We start from the raw sequence: 16,044 nt of genomic DNA, 5'->3' as shown, positions 1-16,044 counted from the left end.
TAATCTGATGATTGCTGTTATACCTAATAGATTTCAGATAATAATATATATACCAAGCTGGAACGATACCTGCTTAGTACGATAAAAATATTTAACAAGAGAGTTAACCAATGAACAAACCACAAAGAGATATTACCCTAAGATTTCTAGCTGAACCACAAGATGTAAATTTTGGTGGTAAAGTTCACGGTGGTGCCGTAATGAAATGGATCGATTTAGCCGCTTATGCATGTTCAGCCGGTTGGAGTGGTCGTTATTGTGTAACGGCTTATGCAGGCGGGATACGTTTTATTGCCCCAATTCATGTTGGCAGCTTAGTTGAAGTAGAGGCTAAAGTCATTTATACCGGCAATTCATCAATGCATATCGCGTTAGAAGTAAATGCCTGTGATCCAAAGTTACTTAATCGCACATTAACAACCCATTGTATTGTTATTATGGTGGCTGTTGACGAAAACGGTAAGTCAGAAAAAATCCCTAAATGGATCCCTGAGTCGCCAGAAGATATTAAACAAAATGAGTCAGCGATAAAATTAATGGAAATGCGTAAACTCATCGGCGAAGAAATGCAAATCTTTGTAGAATAGTATGTAACCTAATACAAATCTGATAGGAATATTTTATAGTGCAAGCTCTAGACGAACAACAAATCAAACTTGTTTTAAATTACGATGATGCTCAACGAGCCAATTACTTTCTGAAAGAAGTTGTCGTAAATAATGAAATTTGGATATTAAAAGACGAGCACGGCTGTGTGATGCTTAATACCGAAGATGAAGATTGCGTACCTGTCTGGCCAAATAAAGAATTTGCCCAGGCTTGGGCCACAGATGAATGGCAAGAATGTCAGCCAGAAGCTATTTCATTAAGTAAATGGTTTAGTCACTGGTCGCATGGTTTGGCAGACGATGAATTAGCCTTAGTGGTGTTTCCTAGTCAAAATGAGCAAGGGTTAGTTTTTTACCCAGATGAGCTTGAACAAGAACTAAAAAACAAACAAAAAAATCAATCAGCCAAAGGTCAGCGTTAATTACATGAGTTTTACTTCTTTAGCATTAGATAAGAGCCTAACCAACGCTGTAAAAGCACTTGGTTATGATGAGGCCACCCCTATTCAGTTAAAAGCTATTCCTGCGATCTTAGCTGGAAAAGATATTATGGCTGGAGCGCAAACAGGAACAGGAAAAACAGCGGCCTTTGCTTTACCTATTTTACAAAAGTTAATGGCAACACTTCCTGAAAATCGTCCTGTTCGAGCTTTAGTGTTAACGCCTACACGTGAACTTGCTCAACAAGTCTATAAAAGTTTTGTTAGTTATGCTGAAAACACAGAACTCAATATTGCCGTTGCTTACGGTGGTGTCAGTATTAACCCACAAATCACTGCATTAAACAAAGGTGTGGATGTTTTAGTGGCAACCCCCGGACGATTACTTGACCATATTATTAATGGCTCTTTAGCGTTAACGGAACTGGAATTTTTAGTTTTTGATGAAGCTGACCGTATGTTAGATATGGGCTTTAAAGATGAGATAGACCGTATCTTAAATCGGGTACCACTTAAGCGCCAAACCCTTTTGTTTTCAGCAACTTTCGACGATGCAATTTTTAAACTGAGTAAAAACTTATTAACCGATCCTGAGTTAATTGAAGTCAGTGAGCGAAATGCTGCGGCGGCAAAAGTAGAACAAATTCTTTATACCGTTGATAGTGATCGAAAGCGTGAATTAACCTCATTTTTAATCGGTTCAAAGAATTGGAAACAAGTCCTTATTTTCACCCGTACTAAGGTAACTGCCGACGCATTAGCGAAAGAAATGTGTAAAGACGGTATTAAAACGCAATCGATTCATGGCGACAAATCTCAAGGCGCAAGAGAAAAAGCCTTAGCAGAATTTAAAGAAGGAAAAACCCGTGCCTTAGTAGCCACAGATGTTGCTTCTCGTGGTTTAGATATTGCAAACTTAAACTATGTCATTAACTACGAACTCCCTTATATTGCTGAAGATTATATCCATAGAATAGGAAGAACGGGTCGAGCAGGTAATGAAGGGGTAGCTGTTTCGTTGATGAGCCCTAGCGAAGAATGGTTATTAGAAGCGGTTGAAAAGGTACTCGATACGCGCTTATTGCAGCAATGGTATCCTGGTTATGAACCTGACTTAACAAAAACAGAAAAGCCCGCCCGTAAAGGTGGCCAAAAACAGCGCGATAGAAAAAAAGCGTTAGGTGAGCATAGTGATGCTAAAAAACGTTCAGGACCCAAAAATAAATACACCAGAAGATAGTTAGCGTATTAAACGCCATATCACTGCAATTGAGTTTCTAAACAATAGATTCTTAATTTGCAGTGAATATTCTCTAGGTCTTCTTTTACATATTACAAGGTAAAGAGGTGCGCGACTAATGCGGTGTAGTCAGCGAAAAAGTTTTTATCATCAAGGGCTTTAGAATTTATCAAATATTTACCATTAACTACCATAGTCGGAACACCGGTTAATTGACGAGCCGCTGATAACTTATCCTGAGTCTGCTTATTACGCTTAGCTTCACTAATAATGCTAAAGTTTTTCATGCCTTTATCAAATTTAGCACCATCTCCGCCACTCAATACAAAAATGTTACGAATATCTTCTTCACTATTTATCGTTGCACGCTCGGTCTGTAAATAGTTAAAAATGGCAGGAGAGAATTTTTTAGCAACAGCCGTTTTCTCGGCAATAATAAGGGCTTTACTTAGCATAAACTGAATTTCTGGCCCAGTTTGTTGCATAAAGTCCACGTGCGTTTTTTCCAGCTTCACCCCTTTGGGCAATACCTTTTCGAATTCATTTAAATAGGGTTCATAAGCGCGACACGCAGGACAGTAATAAGAGAAGTATTCACGCAGCTCAGGTTTGTTGGTCGTTTGTTCAGATATAACCGTATAGTGCTTACCTTCTTCAAATTTACTGTCTTGTGCTGCAACCGCTGTCGTAGCGAATAATGTCAAGGCGATGAATCCGCCAAATAGTGTTTTAAGAGCTTTCATGGTTATCCTCAGAGAATCATTTATTAATTGTTATTGTTGCGAGTATAGACCAAAGTAAAAAGCGTCGGTTCATCGTAAAATGTAAAAGTTTATTACGAAAATTTTTTATAGAAAGTCATTATTTAAAATTAATCAAAAGACATAAGTTTAAATTATTTGAAATAATAGCTAAACGTCGTTGAATTGTAGCTGTTTTATTTTTTAATATATTACTGTTGTCATTAATAAATGGTTTATTTATTTCTTTATTATCAGTGGTTAATGTTTTTGTTGGCTTTTCCATTATCTATCCTTATTTATCTGCTTAAGACTATTTTGTCAAAACAAAAAATGACAAACAAACGATATAAACTTACACTTAATATAAGTAAAACTTATGGCTAATAAGTAAATATGGATCAACGACTCAAGTATTTAAATGCAATGCGTACCTTTGAAAGTGCTGCTCGACATAAAAGTTATAGTCAAGCGGCAGAGGAGTTGTTTGTTTCTCAAGCGGCGGTTAGCCAACAAATGCGGCAATTGGAAAACGTTTTATCCGTAAAGTTATTCGTTCGTACCGGCCGTAAAATGTTGTTAACGCCAAGCGGTGAGACTTTGTATGAGTCGGCACATCAAGCGCTTAACACATTAATAAAAGGGCTTAACAGTATTCAACAAGAAGGTATTGCTGGCGATTTAACGATTACGTCAACACAAGCATTTTGTTCTTTATGGTTAATGCCTCGTTTATATAAATTTTCTCAAGTACACCCTGATGTTAATGTACGCATATTAGGTTCAAATCAGAAAGAAGATTTACAACAAAAACATATAGATTTGGCAATACGCTTTGGTGTTAAAAAACAAGTGTCCAACGCTGACAATCTCGTCATGGAAGATTTTGGTGAAGACGTTGTTTATCCCGTTTGCTCCCCCAAGTTATTACAACATATGTGGCTTCAAAGCCCCAAAGACCTCCTAGACTGCACCTTAGTTAGCTTAGCTAATGACCAGGTAGTTACTTGGGATAAATGGTTTGAACATGCAGGCGTCAAAGGCTTTGAAAACATGACTAAGAAAACAGAAGTTACCTCGAGCGACATGGCCTTAAATGCGGTATTAAGTGGTCATGGCGTTACACTTGCTGCCAGTGCAATGTTTTCACAATACATTCATACTAAGCAATTAGTTGTGCCTTTTAAAATTAAGCATCCAGTGATTTGGAAACGCTATTTGGCTTACGACCCCAATTCAGCCAAGCGCAAACGTATTCAGGTTTTTATTGACTGGGTGCGCGCCGAGATGGCAAGCTCAGCACCGAAAGTATTATTAAGATAATTTTGCTTTCGTTACATTTATCTAAGGAATATCAGTAGATGCCCTGTATTTTAGTTATTGATGACCGTCCGGATATCCGTCTAAGTTTAGCGGTATTGTTAGAAGATCATCACTACACCGTTATTGAAGCCGACAACCCTCAAATTGCACAAGTGAAATTAAAAAACCATGCTATATCTTTGATATTGCTTGATATGAACTATCAATTAGACACAACGTCTGGTGAAGAAGGTTTAGCTTTTCTTACCTGGTTACAAAACTCTTCATTTGGACATACACCTACAATAGCAATGACCGCTTGGTCGAACACCGACCTAGTCGTAAAAGCAATGAACTTAGGTGCTAACGACTTTATTGAAAAGCCTTGGCGTAATAAACACTTATTGCATACTGTGGCGCAGCAGCTCAATCTTTTAAACCTTTCAAGTCAAAATAAAAAATTAAAACAACAACTTATCAATGAAAATTGTGACGATTATGTCTGGCAATCACCCGTTATGATGCAATTGTTGAAAAAAGTAAAAGCGGTGGCACATACCGATGTCAGTATTTTATTAACCGGTGATAATGGCACAGGTAAAAGCGAACTTGCTCGTTTTATTCATCAAGGATCACCGCGTAATAACGAAGCTTTTATTTCCGTAAATATGGGTGCTATCAGCGAGTCACTGTTTGAAAGCGAGATGTTTGGCCATAAAAAAGGCGCTTTTACTGATGCCAAACAAAACCGTATTGGGCGTTTTGAACTCGCAGAAAATGGCACTTTATTTTTGGATGAAATCGCCAATATTCCACTTTCCCAACAAGCTAAACTACTACGTGTATTAGAAAATGGAGAATACGAAACCCTTGGGTCAAGCCTGACACAAAAAACAAATACTCGCATAATATCAGCTACTAATGGTGACTTTACTCAGTTACTAAGTACTGAGTTATTTAGAGAAGATTTATATTACCGTCTTAATACGATTGAATTTAGAGTACCGTCGTTAAAAGAACGCACGGAAGATATTTTATTGTTAGCGCAATTCTTTGTTGATAAATTCACTAAAAAATATCAACGGCCTGCTCGCTCTATATCGCATGGTGCACAGCAAGCTATGCTTGATTACCATTGGCCAGGAAATGTGAGGGAAATGAGCCACTTAGTTGAACGAGCAGTCTTGTTAGCTGAACATGAACAGTTATTGGCAGAAGATTTGCACATTAGAAATGTCAGTCCTGCGGGGGCAGTCGAAAACTTAGCCAACAATGCGTTTCAAAATAATGAGCCGAGTAATCAATTACCATTAATGACATTGGCTGAAGCGGAAGTTGCTATGGTTAAATTAGCGCTCAAACAAAGCGCAGGAAATATACCTCAAGCGGCGTTATTACTGGGTTTAACAAAAGCGTCGATGTATCGACGTGTGGAGAAATATGGCCTTGCTAAAAACTAATTCTCTAGAAAGCTATATACAACAAAAACTTGGCATACTCTGTACTGTCATTTTGTTGTTAAGTGGTTATATTTCATGGCTTTTAACGATAAAGTGGCAGTGGATTGTTATTATTGAATTAGTGCTTTTTACGATTTGTTTTGGCTTTACTTTGTCAATAAAGCAGCGCGTGATGCGATCTTTTACCCGTGCTTCTTTACATTTAGATGCCATTACTCAGGAAGATTATAACCAATTTGGAAAATCAACTTTCCCAAAGGGTAAGGTTAGCGAATTTCATCAGCAATTGAAAAAACTGAGTGAAAAGTTACAAACACAAAAGTCTCATTATGATCAGCAGGCTTTTCTGGTTTATCAATTGATCTCACAGTTAGATACACCAGTTTTAATATTTAATCAAAAACAACAACTTACACTTGGTAACGAAGCTTTTTATTATCTGTTTAAGCAACCATGGCAAATGTTTCGTCACGCCACTGCCGATTTATTGGGCTTACATTACAATGACGGACACTGGAAGTTCATAGACCAAGCGAAAAAAAATCGCTGGCAAATACGTCACAGTGAATTTATAGATGATGGTGAAAATCATCAACTGCTGCTTTTTATTGATATTGAACCCGCATTACGAGAAAGCCAATTAAATGCCTGGCAGCAAATCATTCGCGTACTCGGTCATGAGATCCGTAATTCATTAACACCGGTATCTTCAATGGCAGAGACGCTAGCAGATAAAGCAAGCAATGAACGAGACAAAATGGTGCTTGGTGTTATTACCGAGCGTTGTTTGCATTTACAATCTTTTGTGAACCGTTACTCGTCGTTATCACAAAAGCTACAAATAAATTGCCAGTGGTTGTCTGTAGAGCACGTTATTAAGTCTGTTTCGGGTTTGTTCTCCGATATAAACATTACCCTCAACGCGCGTGTTAATGAATTTTGGGCAGATGGCGAATTTATAGAACAAATTTTTATTAACTTATTTAAAAATGCTAAAGAGGCAGGCGCCACTGAAATAGCGGTTAGCCTTACTTTAGAAGATCAATATTACATTATTGATATTACCGACGATGGCCATGGTTTCTCTAACATGAACAACTTATTTGTTCCGCTCTATTCAACTAAACCACAAGGGCAAGGAATAGGGTTAAGTTTTTGTCGTAATATCATTGAACAGCATCATGGGGTAATGGAACTGCATAATAATAACGAGAGTGTTCAACAGCAAAAAGGAGTTACCGTAATGATGATTCTCCCTAAACCCAGTATTGATAAGGGCTAGCGGCGGGTTCATTTATGAACTAGGTGTTAGTTCGAAAATGAACCTTTGTTTGTTTGAGTAAGTTAACCCGATAAAACTGTTTGTAACAACAGGTTGATTTGGAAAAATATTTATTGTTATTTAATAGAGAAGTTTTGCTATAGTGATAAAAATTACCATAAGGACAATAAATAAAATGAAATTATTTACAAAAGTAGTAGCCGCGAGTATTTTTACTGTATTAGCTACAGGTGCAATCGCTAACTCAGCAAGCTCTTTAAAACATGCAGAAAAAGCGACTGACTTACGCCAATCAATATTTAGTTTATTGGGCAGCAACATGGGTCCTTTAGGCGGCATGGCTAAAGGAAAAATTGAATTTGACGCGGAAAAAGTATCAACGCATGCTTTACGTATTAATCAATTATCACTGATGATTGCAGACTACACCCGCACGAACACTTCGGCACATAAAGTGAAGACTGAAGCACTCGACAAAATTTGGGAACAACCAGATGCATTTTCAAAACGTATTGATGACTTAACACAAGCATCGGCTAATTTGCAAAAAGCAGCTTTAAGTGGAGATGTAAGTCTTATTAAAAAAGCGATTGGTGGTGTAGGTAAAACCTGTGGCGGCTGCCATGATGACTTTAAAGCAGAATAGTGCTTAACCCGTCACCATTTAAACGACTTTGAAGTCTGATGGTTTCGGGTTTAATTAACATAAATTAATAGGTGATTTCAGTGGTGCAAAAATCTTGTAATCACCTATTGTTAAAATAACAAATGTATTAGTAGTAATATTCTTCTATAACCGGTGCATTAAGCACAACCAGCCAATAAACAAAAACCACAGCCACTATTACAATTAACAGCGCAATCCATAACTTAGAGTGTTTGATTACATTTTTATTATCTACTTGAGCGGTAAGCTTTTTTCCTGTGATCATTGGCAGTATTAACGACTGTTTTTTTACTCGTTCATAATAGGCGATTGCCAATAGGTGCATAGCAATGGCTGCAATCATAAAGTCAAAAACATTGTGATGTAAAAACATCATAACTTGTTCGACTTCTTTGCTAACACTATCGTAGTAAGGTCCAGAAGAAAATACATCGTCATTGATAAACAAGCCACTTACTGCCTGTAAACTGATGAGAAAAATCATCAAAAAAACCATCAAACTGCCTAATGGATTATGACCACTACTATCTTTAACTTGATTGTTTTTTAGATAATCAATGTAGTTAATGATGCGGCTAGGTGTTGGAAAAAAAGATCTAAACTGCGAGTGTTTAGTACCGAAGAATCCCCAAAAAATTCTGAAAACAAGTAAACCTAAAGCGAAATAGCCAAGTTTCATATGAATATCAATCAAGTTATTGTCTTGATCAGAAGTGTACCAAGAGGCAATAACAGTACAGGCAAATAGCCAATGAAAAAGTCGTAAAGGCAAATCCCATATCAAAACATGTTTCAGCAAGAGTTTATCCCAAATAGATATAAAGTATTAATTGTAATGGCTACAAATTATGAAGTAAAAAGGAATCACCGAATTACTTCGCATCAATAACGAAAGTTTTTGAGTTCACTATCGAACTAGTACGAAAGTTGGTTTGCAGATTTAATGTTTCGTATTGATTTGTATGGGAAATATTGTTGGCACGAAATTCGCTATATCAATAAATATAGAAAGACGGTTAAGCAACAGCCAAGAGAATAATGTGGATATTTTAAAACAGAAGCCTAAAAAGACATTGCTCAATAACAAAGGACTAATGGTAACGATCGCCGTTGTTATTGTTATTATATTGGTAAGTTATGCGAAAGCTTCACTTAATAATGTCAGCCTAGCGAGAAAAGACCTACTACTCGCAACAGTCAAACAAGGTGATATAGACGTTACCGTAGAAGGATACGGCAAGTTAACCTCAGATAAGTTGCAATTAATTACTACCCTCACCAAAGCAACGGTTGAAGAAATCTTATTAAAACCTGGCGCGACTGTTACCAAAGAAAGCGTAATCGTAAAATTAGCAAATCCAGAACTACAGCAACAAGTGCAAAGTGCTGAATATTCATTAGCTGAGTCAAGAGCCAATTTACGTCAACTAAAATTAAACCAAAGACGCGAAACACTCACCGAAAAGTCTAGTTATTTAGAACTTGTATCACAGCACAAAGGGGCTCGTTTAACGTTAACCGCACAAAATAAATTGGTAAAAAGCGGTATTGTCAAACAAATAGACTATCAAGAAAGCATATTGCGTGAAGATCAGTTAAAAGAACGAATTGAAATTTTTAACGAACGTAATGAACAGCTTAAAGAAGTCCATAAAGAAGCAATAAATATACAACTAGAACGTATTAAGCAAGTCGAACAAAGACTAACAATCGCTAAAGACCGGAAAAATAAATTAGTAGTAAAGGCCGGTTTTGACGGTGTGCTACAACGTTTATCTGTAAATTTAGGGCAAAGCTTGTCTGCAGGGCAAGAAGTTGCCTTAATTGGTAGTGTTACCGAATTAATTGCGCTAATCCGTGTGCCACAAAACCAAGTGCAATTAGTTAAAATTGGTCAGAACGTTATCGTTGATACTCGACAAGAACTCATTGAGGGGAAAGTTAAGCGTATTGACCCCATTGTTGACCAAAATACCGTCGAGGTTGAAATATCATTCCCTGGGAAACTGCCTAAAAGTGCAAGGCCCGAACAAAACATTGATGCCGTGATAACGGCTAAAGTGCTGAAAAATATTTACTACATAGAGCGACCTGCCAATGTGCAAGCGCATAGTATAACTTCGCTGTACCAGCTTAATGAAGAAATGTCCGAAGCTAAAAGAGTCGACATAAGTCTTGGGGGAAAAACTGGACGATTTATTGAAATAAGGACGGGAGCGAACTTGGGCGACCAATTTATTATTTCAGATTTAAGTAACTATAAAACAGCAAAAATTTCGATTTTATAATTGAGTCATAAAATTACAAAAGGATAGGTAGATGAGCACAGCCATTTTATTATTAAAAAATATCGGTAAAATTTTTGAAACTGAAGAACTTGAAACACATGCTTTGAAATCAATTAACTTAACTGTTAATAAAGGAGATTACGTTTCAATATCTGGTCCTTCTGGCTGTGGTAAATCAACACTTTTATCAATTATGGGCTTACTTGATGTAAGTAGCAGTGGTGAGTATTTCATTGAAGGGGTCAATGTTACTGACCTATCGCTGGATCAAGCTGCAGAAGTTAGAAATGCAAAGATTGGTTTTATATTTCAATCGTTTAATTTAATAGACGAGCTTTCAGTTTTCGACAACGTGGCTTTGCCACTGCGCTACCATGCCGATAAGCCTAATAACGCGACAATCAAAAAACGTGTCATAGAATGTTTAGAAAAAGTAGGCCTGTCACACCGTATTAGTCACAAACCAAACCAACTTTCTGGCGGTCAACAACAACGTGTTGCCATTGCTCGTGCGTTAGTTGCTAACCCTGCAGTGCTATTAGTGGATGAACCAACGGGTAACCTTGACTCTAAAAGTGCTGACCAAGTTATGGATGTACTCGACCAATTAAATAAAGCGGGTACAACCATTTGTATGGTAACGCATGATCCACGCTATGCAGATATGGCGCGTACTAAAGTACAACTTCTTGATGGCGCTATTTTAGACTCGCCGGGTGTAAAACTAGTCGGTTAAGTCGGCTAACTCAATAAGTACTTTTTACCGTCATACTGAATTTATTTCAGTATCTAAAGTTGTTGAAAAGTTTAAAAACCAGATCCTGAAACAAGTTCAGGATGACGCTATTTTAGACCCGCCGGGTGTAAAACTAGTCGGGTAAATCGGCTAACTCAATAAGTACTTTTTACCGTCATACTGAATTTATTTCAGTATCTAAAGTTGTTGAAAAGTTTAAAAACCAGATCCTGAAACAAGTTCAGGATGACGCTATTTTAGACTCGCCGGGTGTAAAACTAGCAAGATAACTCACCCTGAACCTTATTCAGGGTGATGGTCAGAAGATAGGGTCATGAAAAATGAACAGTTATTTAATCAAACAAGCGTATTTAAGCTTGAAGCAAAAACCGATTTTTGTGCTCAGTGTAGTTTCTACCATGGGCGTAACCTTGGGTGCATTATTATGTGTGCTGACTTTAGCGTATGTCATGTTAATAAAACCATTACCGTATCCTGACCAAGAGCGTTTATATAATGTTGAACATCAATTAATCAGTAATGAAAATGCTATTGATGGCCGCGCTTTTACTTACCCTAATTTAATGCATTTATATAACCAGCAATCGTTATTTGAGCAAAGTGTTTTAATGTATGTTGATGGCGGGGTCATTACTTCTTTGCCAAGCGAACCCATGGTGGCAATATCATTTATAACGCCGCAATGGTTTTCATTGTTCTCTGCCAAAATGGCGTTAGGGAAGGTATTTGAAGAAAGTGAAAAAGTTAACAGCTATAACCCCGTTGCCGTTTTAACTTATGAAACATGGCAAAATAAGTTTAATGGTGACATCAATGTGCTTGAAAAAAGCCTAACGTTAAGCGGAAATAACTACCGAATTATTGGTGTACTCGCCGAAAGTAACATTGAAGCACCACTTGCCGGCGCTGGTTTTAAAACAGAGTTATATCTTCCTTGGGATTATAATTCGGTAAGCGAACGAGAACGAAAACGTTGGGGAAATGACGACGGCGGTTTGATATATGTTGGTAAGTTGGACAAAAAATATGCGGAATATTCTAAGCCACAAATTGATCAAATCCTTACAAACGTCGTTAATGAAAATTGGCAGAGTAAGGTATCGGGACATGACTTTTTTAAAAATTGGTCGATCGTACTTGAAACACAAACATTAAAATCTTTTATTGTTAGCGATGGTGAACGTAGTGTTTACTTATTATTGATTGGATCATTAGGTTTACTTTTTATTGCTTGCGCTAACATCGCCAATTTATTTGTTTCACGAACAGTAGAACGTCAACAACAACTTGCTATTTCTGCAGCTGTTGGGGCTTCAAAAGCACAATTGTTTCGCAATATTTTAGCTGAAACAGGGCTGTTAATGTTTGCTGCTATTATACTCGCGCAGGTTGTTATTTTTGTTGGTTTTAGTGTTTTACAATATTACCTTGGTGATTTTCTACCACGCATTGATGAACTTGAACTCAATGCATTTTCATTTTCAGCTTCTATTTTACTCTTAGTCTTGTTAACACTTACCTTCTCACATTTATGTTTGAAAATGATCAACTATCATGCACTTAACGCTACGTTGCAATCAGGTGGCAAAGGCAGTGGTATTCAAGTGTCAAAGCGTGTGCGAAACATCTTAATTAGTAGTCAAATAGCGACAGCAACCGCCTTAGTCTTTATTAATGTCGTTTTATATAAAGACGCCAGTGAATTAGTAAGCCAACCTTTGGGTTATCAAACAAATAACATTACCTCGGTCGTATTGGCACTACCCAATGTTGAAAGCGAGATAAAAGCACAAAAACTTACTGCCCTTAAAGCTGAGTTACTAGCCCATCCGAAAATAAAAAAGGTAAGCCAAGCGATGCGACCCACAGGCTTTGGTACTTTGGCATTAACAGCTATGGAAACAGACAATCGTTATACCGTGCTAGGGAAAGATATTGATGATCAATACTTTAGCATGCTCAAACAAGAGATTGTTGAAGGTGACAACTTTAGTGCTGCAGATATTAAAGACGACAGAAGCGTGATGATTGTTAATGATGTTTTTGCACAAAGATTAGCGCCAAATGGCAGCGCGATTGGCTTTAAATTTAAAAATGGTGTTGAAGTTATTGGTGTTGTAAAAAGTATTAATATGCCAGGCATACAGAGAGTAGAGTCTCGTTTTTATTACCCCGCAAGTTTGGCAAGAAATATGTTGCTAATAGAACAGCATCAAGGGCAAATATTTAATCGTGATGAAATGATTGCGCTAATGAAAAGCGTTGATAAAAAATTAAGTTTATTCACCTTCACATCGCTCAATGAATATAAAGACCGTCGATTATTTTCTTCAGTAACTACAGCCGTTACGACACTGGTATTGGCTATTTTAACGTTATTACTATCGGGTTTGGGTTTGTACGGTATTCTTAACTATTCTAGCCAAATGCGTCGTTTTGAAATTGGCACTCGCATGGCTATTGGTGCAAAGGGTAAAGACATTGTTAGCTTAGTTTTTAAAGATAATGCTGGCGCTTTAGGCATTGGCTTAGCGATAAGCTTTGTTGTATTACTTGTTTTGTATATTGGTTTTAGTGACAGTTTAAATACTTATATTAGTTTAGAACTTTTGCCGTTATTTATTCTCACAGTGGGAGCAATATCACTGCTTTCATCACTTGCCTGTTATGTGCCGTTACGCCCGTTTATTAAAAATCCCGTTATTCATGCCTTAAAGGGCAATGAATAATGAATCTATTTATCTATCAATTAAAACAAGCCTTCTTAAGCCTTAAGAAAAAACCAGGCTTTGTTTTTAGTGTTGCTTCAACCATGGGCGTTACCTTAGGTGCTTTGTTATGTGTATTAACACTAGCCTATTTGTTACTGATTGAGCCATTGCCTTACCCAGAGCAAGATCGTCTCTTTGTTGTAAACAATGAAGTTTACGGAGCAGAAAAAGCATTCATGGGGAATTTTTATAGCTCTCCGGGATTAGTGCACTTATATAAGAATAAAGAAGCGTTTGAGTATGCTGCGATGATAGATTATGGGCAGGACGTTATTATTTCTCATCGCAGCCAACCTCTTGTTAATACCGCTTACGTTACACCTGGATTACATCAAATTATCGCATCTCCTATGGCGCTAGGTCGAATGTTTGAAGCCAGCGAAGCTTTGGGCACCAACAATCCTGTAGTGATGTTGAGTTATAACGTTTGGCAACAGGAGTTTGATGCTAGTGCTGATATTCTTCAACAAAAAATCAACCTTAGCGGTGTCAGTTATCGCATTGTTGGTATTTTAGCTGAAAATTTTGTTGAGCCTGAACTGAATGGAATGGGACGAAAAACTCAGGTTTGGCTACCATGGGACTATAATCAGACAAATGAATGGGATAGGAAAAGTTTCGCTAGTGTAAACACCAGTCGTAAATTTATTGGTCAAATGAAGAAAGACCTGAGTAAAGACCAAACCGAGCAAATTTTAACCCCTTTAGTGAATGAACGCTGGCAGGAGGGTGTTAGTGATATAGAGTTTTTCAAAGGCTGGTCAATCAAAATACAGCTGCTTTCTGTTAAATCAGTTATGAGCGGAGGGAGTGAATCAACAGCCATTATGTTATTAGCCGGTGTACTTGGTTTAGTCTTGATTGCTTGTGGTAATATTTCTAACTTGTTTATGTCGCGTACTGCAGAAAAACAACGGCCAATGGCCATTCAAGCGGCGATTGGCGCCACTAAAAAACATTTATTCAAAGCGATGTTTGCAGAAACCAGCTTGCTGTTTTTTATCTCTATCATTCTGGCCTTGGTAATTGCTAAGAGCGGATTTTATATTTTGCAGCAATATTTGGCTGCGGTACTGCCTAGAGTTAACGAGTTATCCCTTAATCCAATAACCTTTGGTAGTGCGATATTATTCACGATAGTTTTAGCGTTGTTTTTTGCTAAATTAAGTACCCGTATGATCAATTACCATACGTTAAACACTAGCTTACAAAACAGTAGTAAGGGCAGTGGCTTACAGGTATCTAAAACGGTTTGTCAGGTACTAATTGCAACCCAAGTAGCATTAGCAATGGTCTTGGTTTTTGCTAACCTTAGTATATTTAAAGACGCAATGAAAACCATTAATGCCCCTATAGGTTATACCACCAATAATATCTCGAGCTTATCCTTGAACTATTCATCCACAGATTTTCCTAGCCAAGAAGAAGGAATTTCAATTATGGCTGAAATAATGGAAAAAATTGAAACCTTGCCTGAAGTGGAATCGCTTAGTCAGTCGGAGATACCACTACATGGTTTTTTTAGTAACTTGATGACCAATGTTGATAACAATGAAAAATATACACCGTATCTTAAATACGTTGGTCATAGATATTTTAGTATCATTGAGCAGACTTTAATACAGGGGGAAAATTTTACGTTAGCAGATCGCAAAGTTCATAAAAATCGTAATCATGTGATGATTGTTAATCAAGCGTTTGCTAAACAATTAAAAGCTGATGGTGATGTACTAGGGGTTAAAATATCGATGGGTGATATAGAATCGATAAAAATAGTGGGTATTGTCAAAGGTATTACCAATCGAGGTACATATGCTTTAGGTACTTATAATGCTGACAATGCTGCTCCTGTACCAAGAGTTTATATGCCCACCGGGCTTGGTCGGATAAATTTTATGATAAAATTTAAACCGGGTCAGTCTGTTAGCCGGGAACAGTTAGGAAAACTGTTAGCCGAAGTTGACGCTAGATATTCTGTCTATAGCTTCAACTCAGCAGATGACGTGCTTAGCCAACATTTATTTTCCGAAATTACCACCGCGGTAACAACCGCAGCGTTAGCGTTAATCACCTTTTTCCTCGCGGGTATTGGTCTCTATGGTATTTTAAGCTACAGCACCCAAATGCGCCGTTTTGAATTAGGAACACGTATGGCTGTGGGCGCTAAACGAAGCGACTTAATTAAATTGATTATTAAAGACAATGCCAGTGCAATATTATTCGGCGTACTGTTTAGTCTTGGCATGTTGTTCTTACTAATCTTTGCTTTTAGTGAACAAGTAAGCCACTACATCACCTTAGAATTACTGCCGGTGTTTATAGTGACCTTAGCGATGATCAGCATGCTGTCGTTATTTGCCTGTTACTTTCCTTTGCGTCAATACATTAACAAACCTGTGATCCATGCGTTAAAGGGTAGCGAATAATTGCGTTCACTATCACGATTTTATTTCTATATACGTCTACTAATCTTTTCGTAATTAGTGCTT

Annotated in this window: 14 protein-coding genes; 11 read left to right on the top strand and 3 right to left on the bottom strand. The window is 37.4% G+C overall.

Annotated features, from left to right (window positions below):
* The first annotated feature begins 110 nt into the window (after nt 1-110).
* The 3 genes from A3Q34_RS10140 to A3Q34_RS10130 are packed head-to-tail and all read left to right on the top strand — an operon-like array spanning nt 111 to nt 2,288.
* Nucleotides 111-587 carry an acyl-CoA thioesterase gene (locus A3Q34_RS10140; RefSeq protein ID WP_070375251.1) on the top strand — a complete coding sequence of 159 codons (477 nt, stop codon included), beginning with the start codon at nt 111-113 and terminating at the stop codon, nt 585-587.
* Nucleotides 588-622: 35 nt separating this feature from the next.
* The gene (locus A3Q34_RS10135; RefSeq protein ID WP_070375250.1) at nt 623-1,030 is read left to right on the top strand and encodes a DUF2750 domain-containing protein; all 408 of its coding nucleotides are present in this window, start codon (nt 623-625) and stop codon (nt 1,028-1,030) included.
* A gap of 4 nt (nt 1,031-1,034) precedes the next feature.
* Entirely contained in the window at nt 1,035-2,288 is a 1,254-nt protein-coding gene (locus A3Q34_RS10130; RefSeq protein ID WP_070375249.1) for a DEAD/DEAH box helicase, read from the top strand.
* A gap of 92 nt (nt 2,289-2,380) precedes the next feature.
* On the opposite strand, the gene A3Q34_RS10125 is transcribed toward A3Q34_RS10130, so the two are convergent.
* Together A3Q34_RS10125 and A3Q34_RS20510 are read right to left on the bottom strand one after the other, a co-directional pair.
* Nucleotides 2,381-3,031, bottom strand: a complete 651-nt coding sequence (locus tag A3Q34_RS10125) for a thiol:disulfide interchange protein DsbA/DsbL (RefSeq protein WP_070375248.1) — start codon at nt 3,029-3,031, stop codon at nt 2,381-2,383.
* Between the two features lie 118 nt (nt 3,032-3,149).
* Nucleotides 3,150-3,314, bottom strand: coding sequence for a hypothetical protein (locus A3Q34_RS20510; RefSeq protein ID WP_157470942.1), 165 nt, complete (start codon nt 3,312-3,314; stop codon nt 3,150-3,152).
* Between the two features lie 110 nt (nt 3,315-3,424).
* Here A3Q34_RS20510 and A3Q34_RS10120 point away from each other — a divergent pair, with 110 nt between their 5' ends.
* The 4 genes from A3Q34_RS10120 (at nt 3,425) to A3Q34_RS10105 (ending at nt 7,718) form a co-directional block, all read left to right on the top strand.
* Nucleotides 3,425-4,351 (top strand): LysR substrate-binding domain-containing protein, encoded by a 927-nt coding sequence (locus A3Q34_RS10120; RefSeq protein WP_070375247.1) that lies wholly within the window; start codon nt 3,425-3,427, stop codon nt 4,349-4,351.
* 38 nt (nt 4,352-4,389) lie between these two features.
* On the top strand, nt 4,390-5,790 hold the full coding sequence (locus A3Q34_RS10115; RefSeq protein WP_070375246.1) for a sigma-54-dependent transcriptional regulator: 1,401 nt from the start codon (nt 4,390-4,392) through the stop codon (nt 5,788-5,790).
* Nucleotides 5,771-7,072 (top strand): sensor histidine kinase, encoded by a 1,302-nt coding sequence (locus A3Q34_RS10110; RefSeq protein ID WP_070375245.1) that lies wholly within the window; start codon nt 5,771-5,773, stop codon nt 7,070-7,072. The genes A3Q34_RS10115 and A3Q34_RS10110 overlap by 20 nt, the downstream gene beginning before the upstream one ends.
* 175 nt (nt 7,073-7,247) lie before the next feature.
* Nucleotides 7,248-7,718 (top strand): c-type cytochrome, encoded by a 471-nt coding sequence (locus A3Q34_RS10105; RefSeq protein WP_070375244.1) that lies wholly within the window; start codon nt 7,248-7,250, stop codon nt 7,716-7,718.
* A 127-nt stretch (nt 7,719-7,845) separates the two neighbouring features.
* Here A3Q34_RS10105 and A3Q34_RS10100 read toward each other — a convergent pair whose 3' ends face one another.
* Complete coding sequence (locus tag A3Q34_RS10100; protein ID WP_083277971.1) at nt 7,846-8,538, bottom strand: cytochrome b/b6 domain-containing protein; 693 nt, start codon at nt 8,536-8,538, stop codon at nt 7,846-7,848.
* A 241-nt stretch (nt 8,539-8,779) separates the two neighbouring features.
* Between A3Q34_RS10100 and A3Q34_RS10095 the strand changes: the two genes are divergently transcribed.
* The 4 genes from A3Q34_RS10095 (at nt 8,780) to A3Q34_RS10080 (ending at nt 15,981) form a co-directional block, all read left to right on the top strand.
* Entirely contained in the window at nt 8,780-10,027 is a 1,248-nt protein-coding gene (locus tag A3Q34_RS10095) for an efflux RND transporter periplasmic adaptor subunit (RefSeq protein ID WP_070375243.1), read from the top strand.
* Between the two features lie 31 nt (nt 10,028-10,058).
* Nucleotides 10,059-10,763: an ABC transporter ATP-binding protein gene (locus A3Q34_RS10090; protein WP_070375242.1), complete on the top strand. Its 705-nt coding sequence runs from the start codon at nt 10,059-10,061 to the stop codon at nt 10,761-10,763.
* A gap of 341 nt (nt 10,764-11,104) precedes the next feature.
* Entirely contained in the window at nt 11,105-13,513 is a 2,409-nt protein-coding gene (locus A3Q34_RS10085) for an ABC transporter permease (RefSeq protein ID WP_070375241.1), read from the top strand.
* A complete protein-coding gene (locus A3Q34_RS10080; protein ID WP_070375240.1) occupies nt 13,513-15,981 on the top strand; it encodes an ABC transporter permease in 2,469 nt (822 codons plus the stop codon). Before A3Q34_RS10085 ends, A3Q34_RS10080 begins: the two co-directional genes overlap by 1 nt.
* Nucleotides 15,982-16,044: the final 63 nt, after the last annotated feature.

The sequence above is a fragment of the Colwellia sp. PAMC 20917 genome, from assembly GCF_001767295.1.
Taxonomy (GTDB): domain Bacteria; phylum Pseudomonadota; class Gammaproteobacteria; order Enterobacterales; family Alteromonadaceae; genus Colwellia_A.
Note: the sequence above shows the minus strand (reverse complement) of the source record. Positions and strands in the feature narration are given on the sequence as shown.

What these genes read in the sequence shown, in the direction of transcription:
- A3Q34_RS10090 (WP_070375242.1), top strand. Translation starts at nt 10,059, where the DNA reads ATGAGCACAGCCATTTTATTATTAAAAAATATCGGTAAAATTTTTGAA.
- A3Q34_RS10110 (WP_070375245.1), top strand. Translation starts at nt 5,771, where the DNA reads ATGGCCTTGCTAAAAACTAATTCTCTAGAAAGCTATATACAACAAAAA.
- A3Q34_RS10140 (WP_070375251.1), top strand. Translation starts at nt 111, where the DNA reads ATGAACAAACCACAAAGAGATATTACCCTAAGATTTCTAGCTGAACCA.
- A3Q34_RS10115 (WP_070375246.1), top strand. Translation starts at nt 4,390, where the DNA reads ATGCCCTGTATTTTAGTTATTGATGACCGTCCGGATATCCGTCTAAGT.
- A3Q34_RS10120 (WP_070375247.1), top strand. Translation starts at nt 3,425, where the DNA reads ATGGATCAACGACTCAAGTATTTAAATGCAATGCGTACCTTTGAAAGT.
- A3Q34_RS10105 (WP_070375244.1), top strand. Translation starts at nt 7,248, where the DNA reads ATGAAATTATTTACAAAAGTAGTAGCCGCGAGTATTTTTACTGTATTA.
- A3Q34_RS10080 (WP_070375240.1), top strand. Translation starts at nt 13,513, where the DNA reads ATGAATCTATTTATCTATCAATTAAAACAAGCCTTCTTAAGCCTTAAG.
- A3Q34_RS10130 (WP_070375249.1), top strand. Translation starts at nt 1,035, where the DNA reads ATGAGTTTTACTTCTTTAGCATTAGATAAGAGCCTAACCAACGCTGTA.
- A3Q34_RS10085 (WP_070375241.1), top strand. Translation starts at nt 11,105, where the DNA reads ATGAACAGTTATTTAATCAAACAAGCGTATTTAAGCTTGAAGCAAAAA.
- A3Q34_RS20510 (WP_157470942.1), bottom strand. Translation starts at nt 3,314, where the DNA reads ATGGAAAAGCCAACAAAAACATTAACCACTGATAATAAAGAAATAAAT.
- A3Q34_RS10125 (WP_070375248.1), bottom strand. Translation starts at nt 3,031, where the DNA reads ATGAAAGCTCTTAAAACACTATTTGGCGGATTCATCGCCTTGACATTA.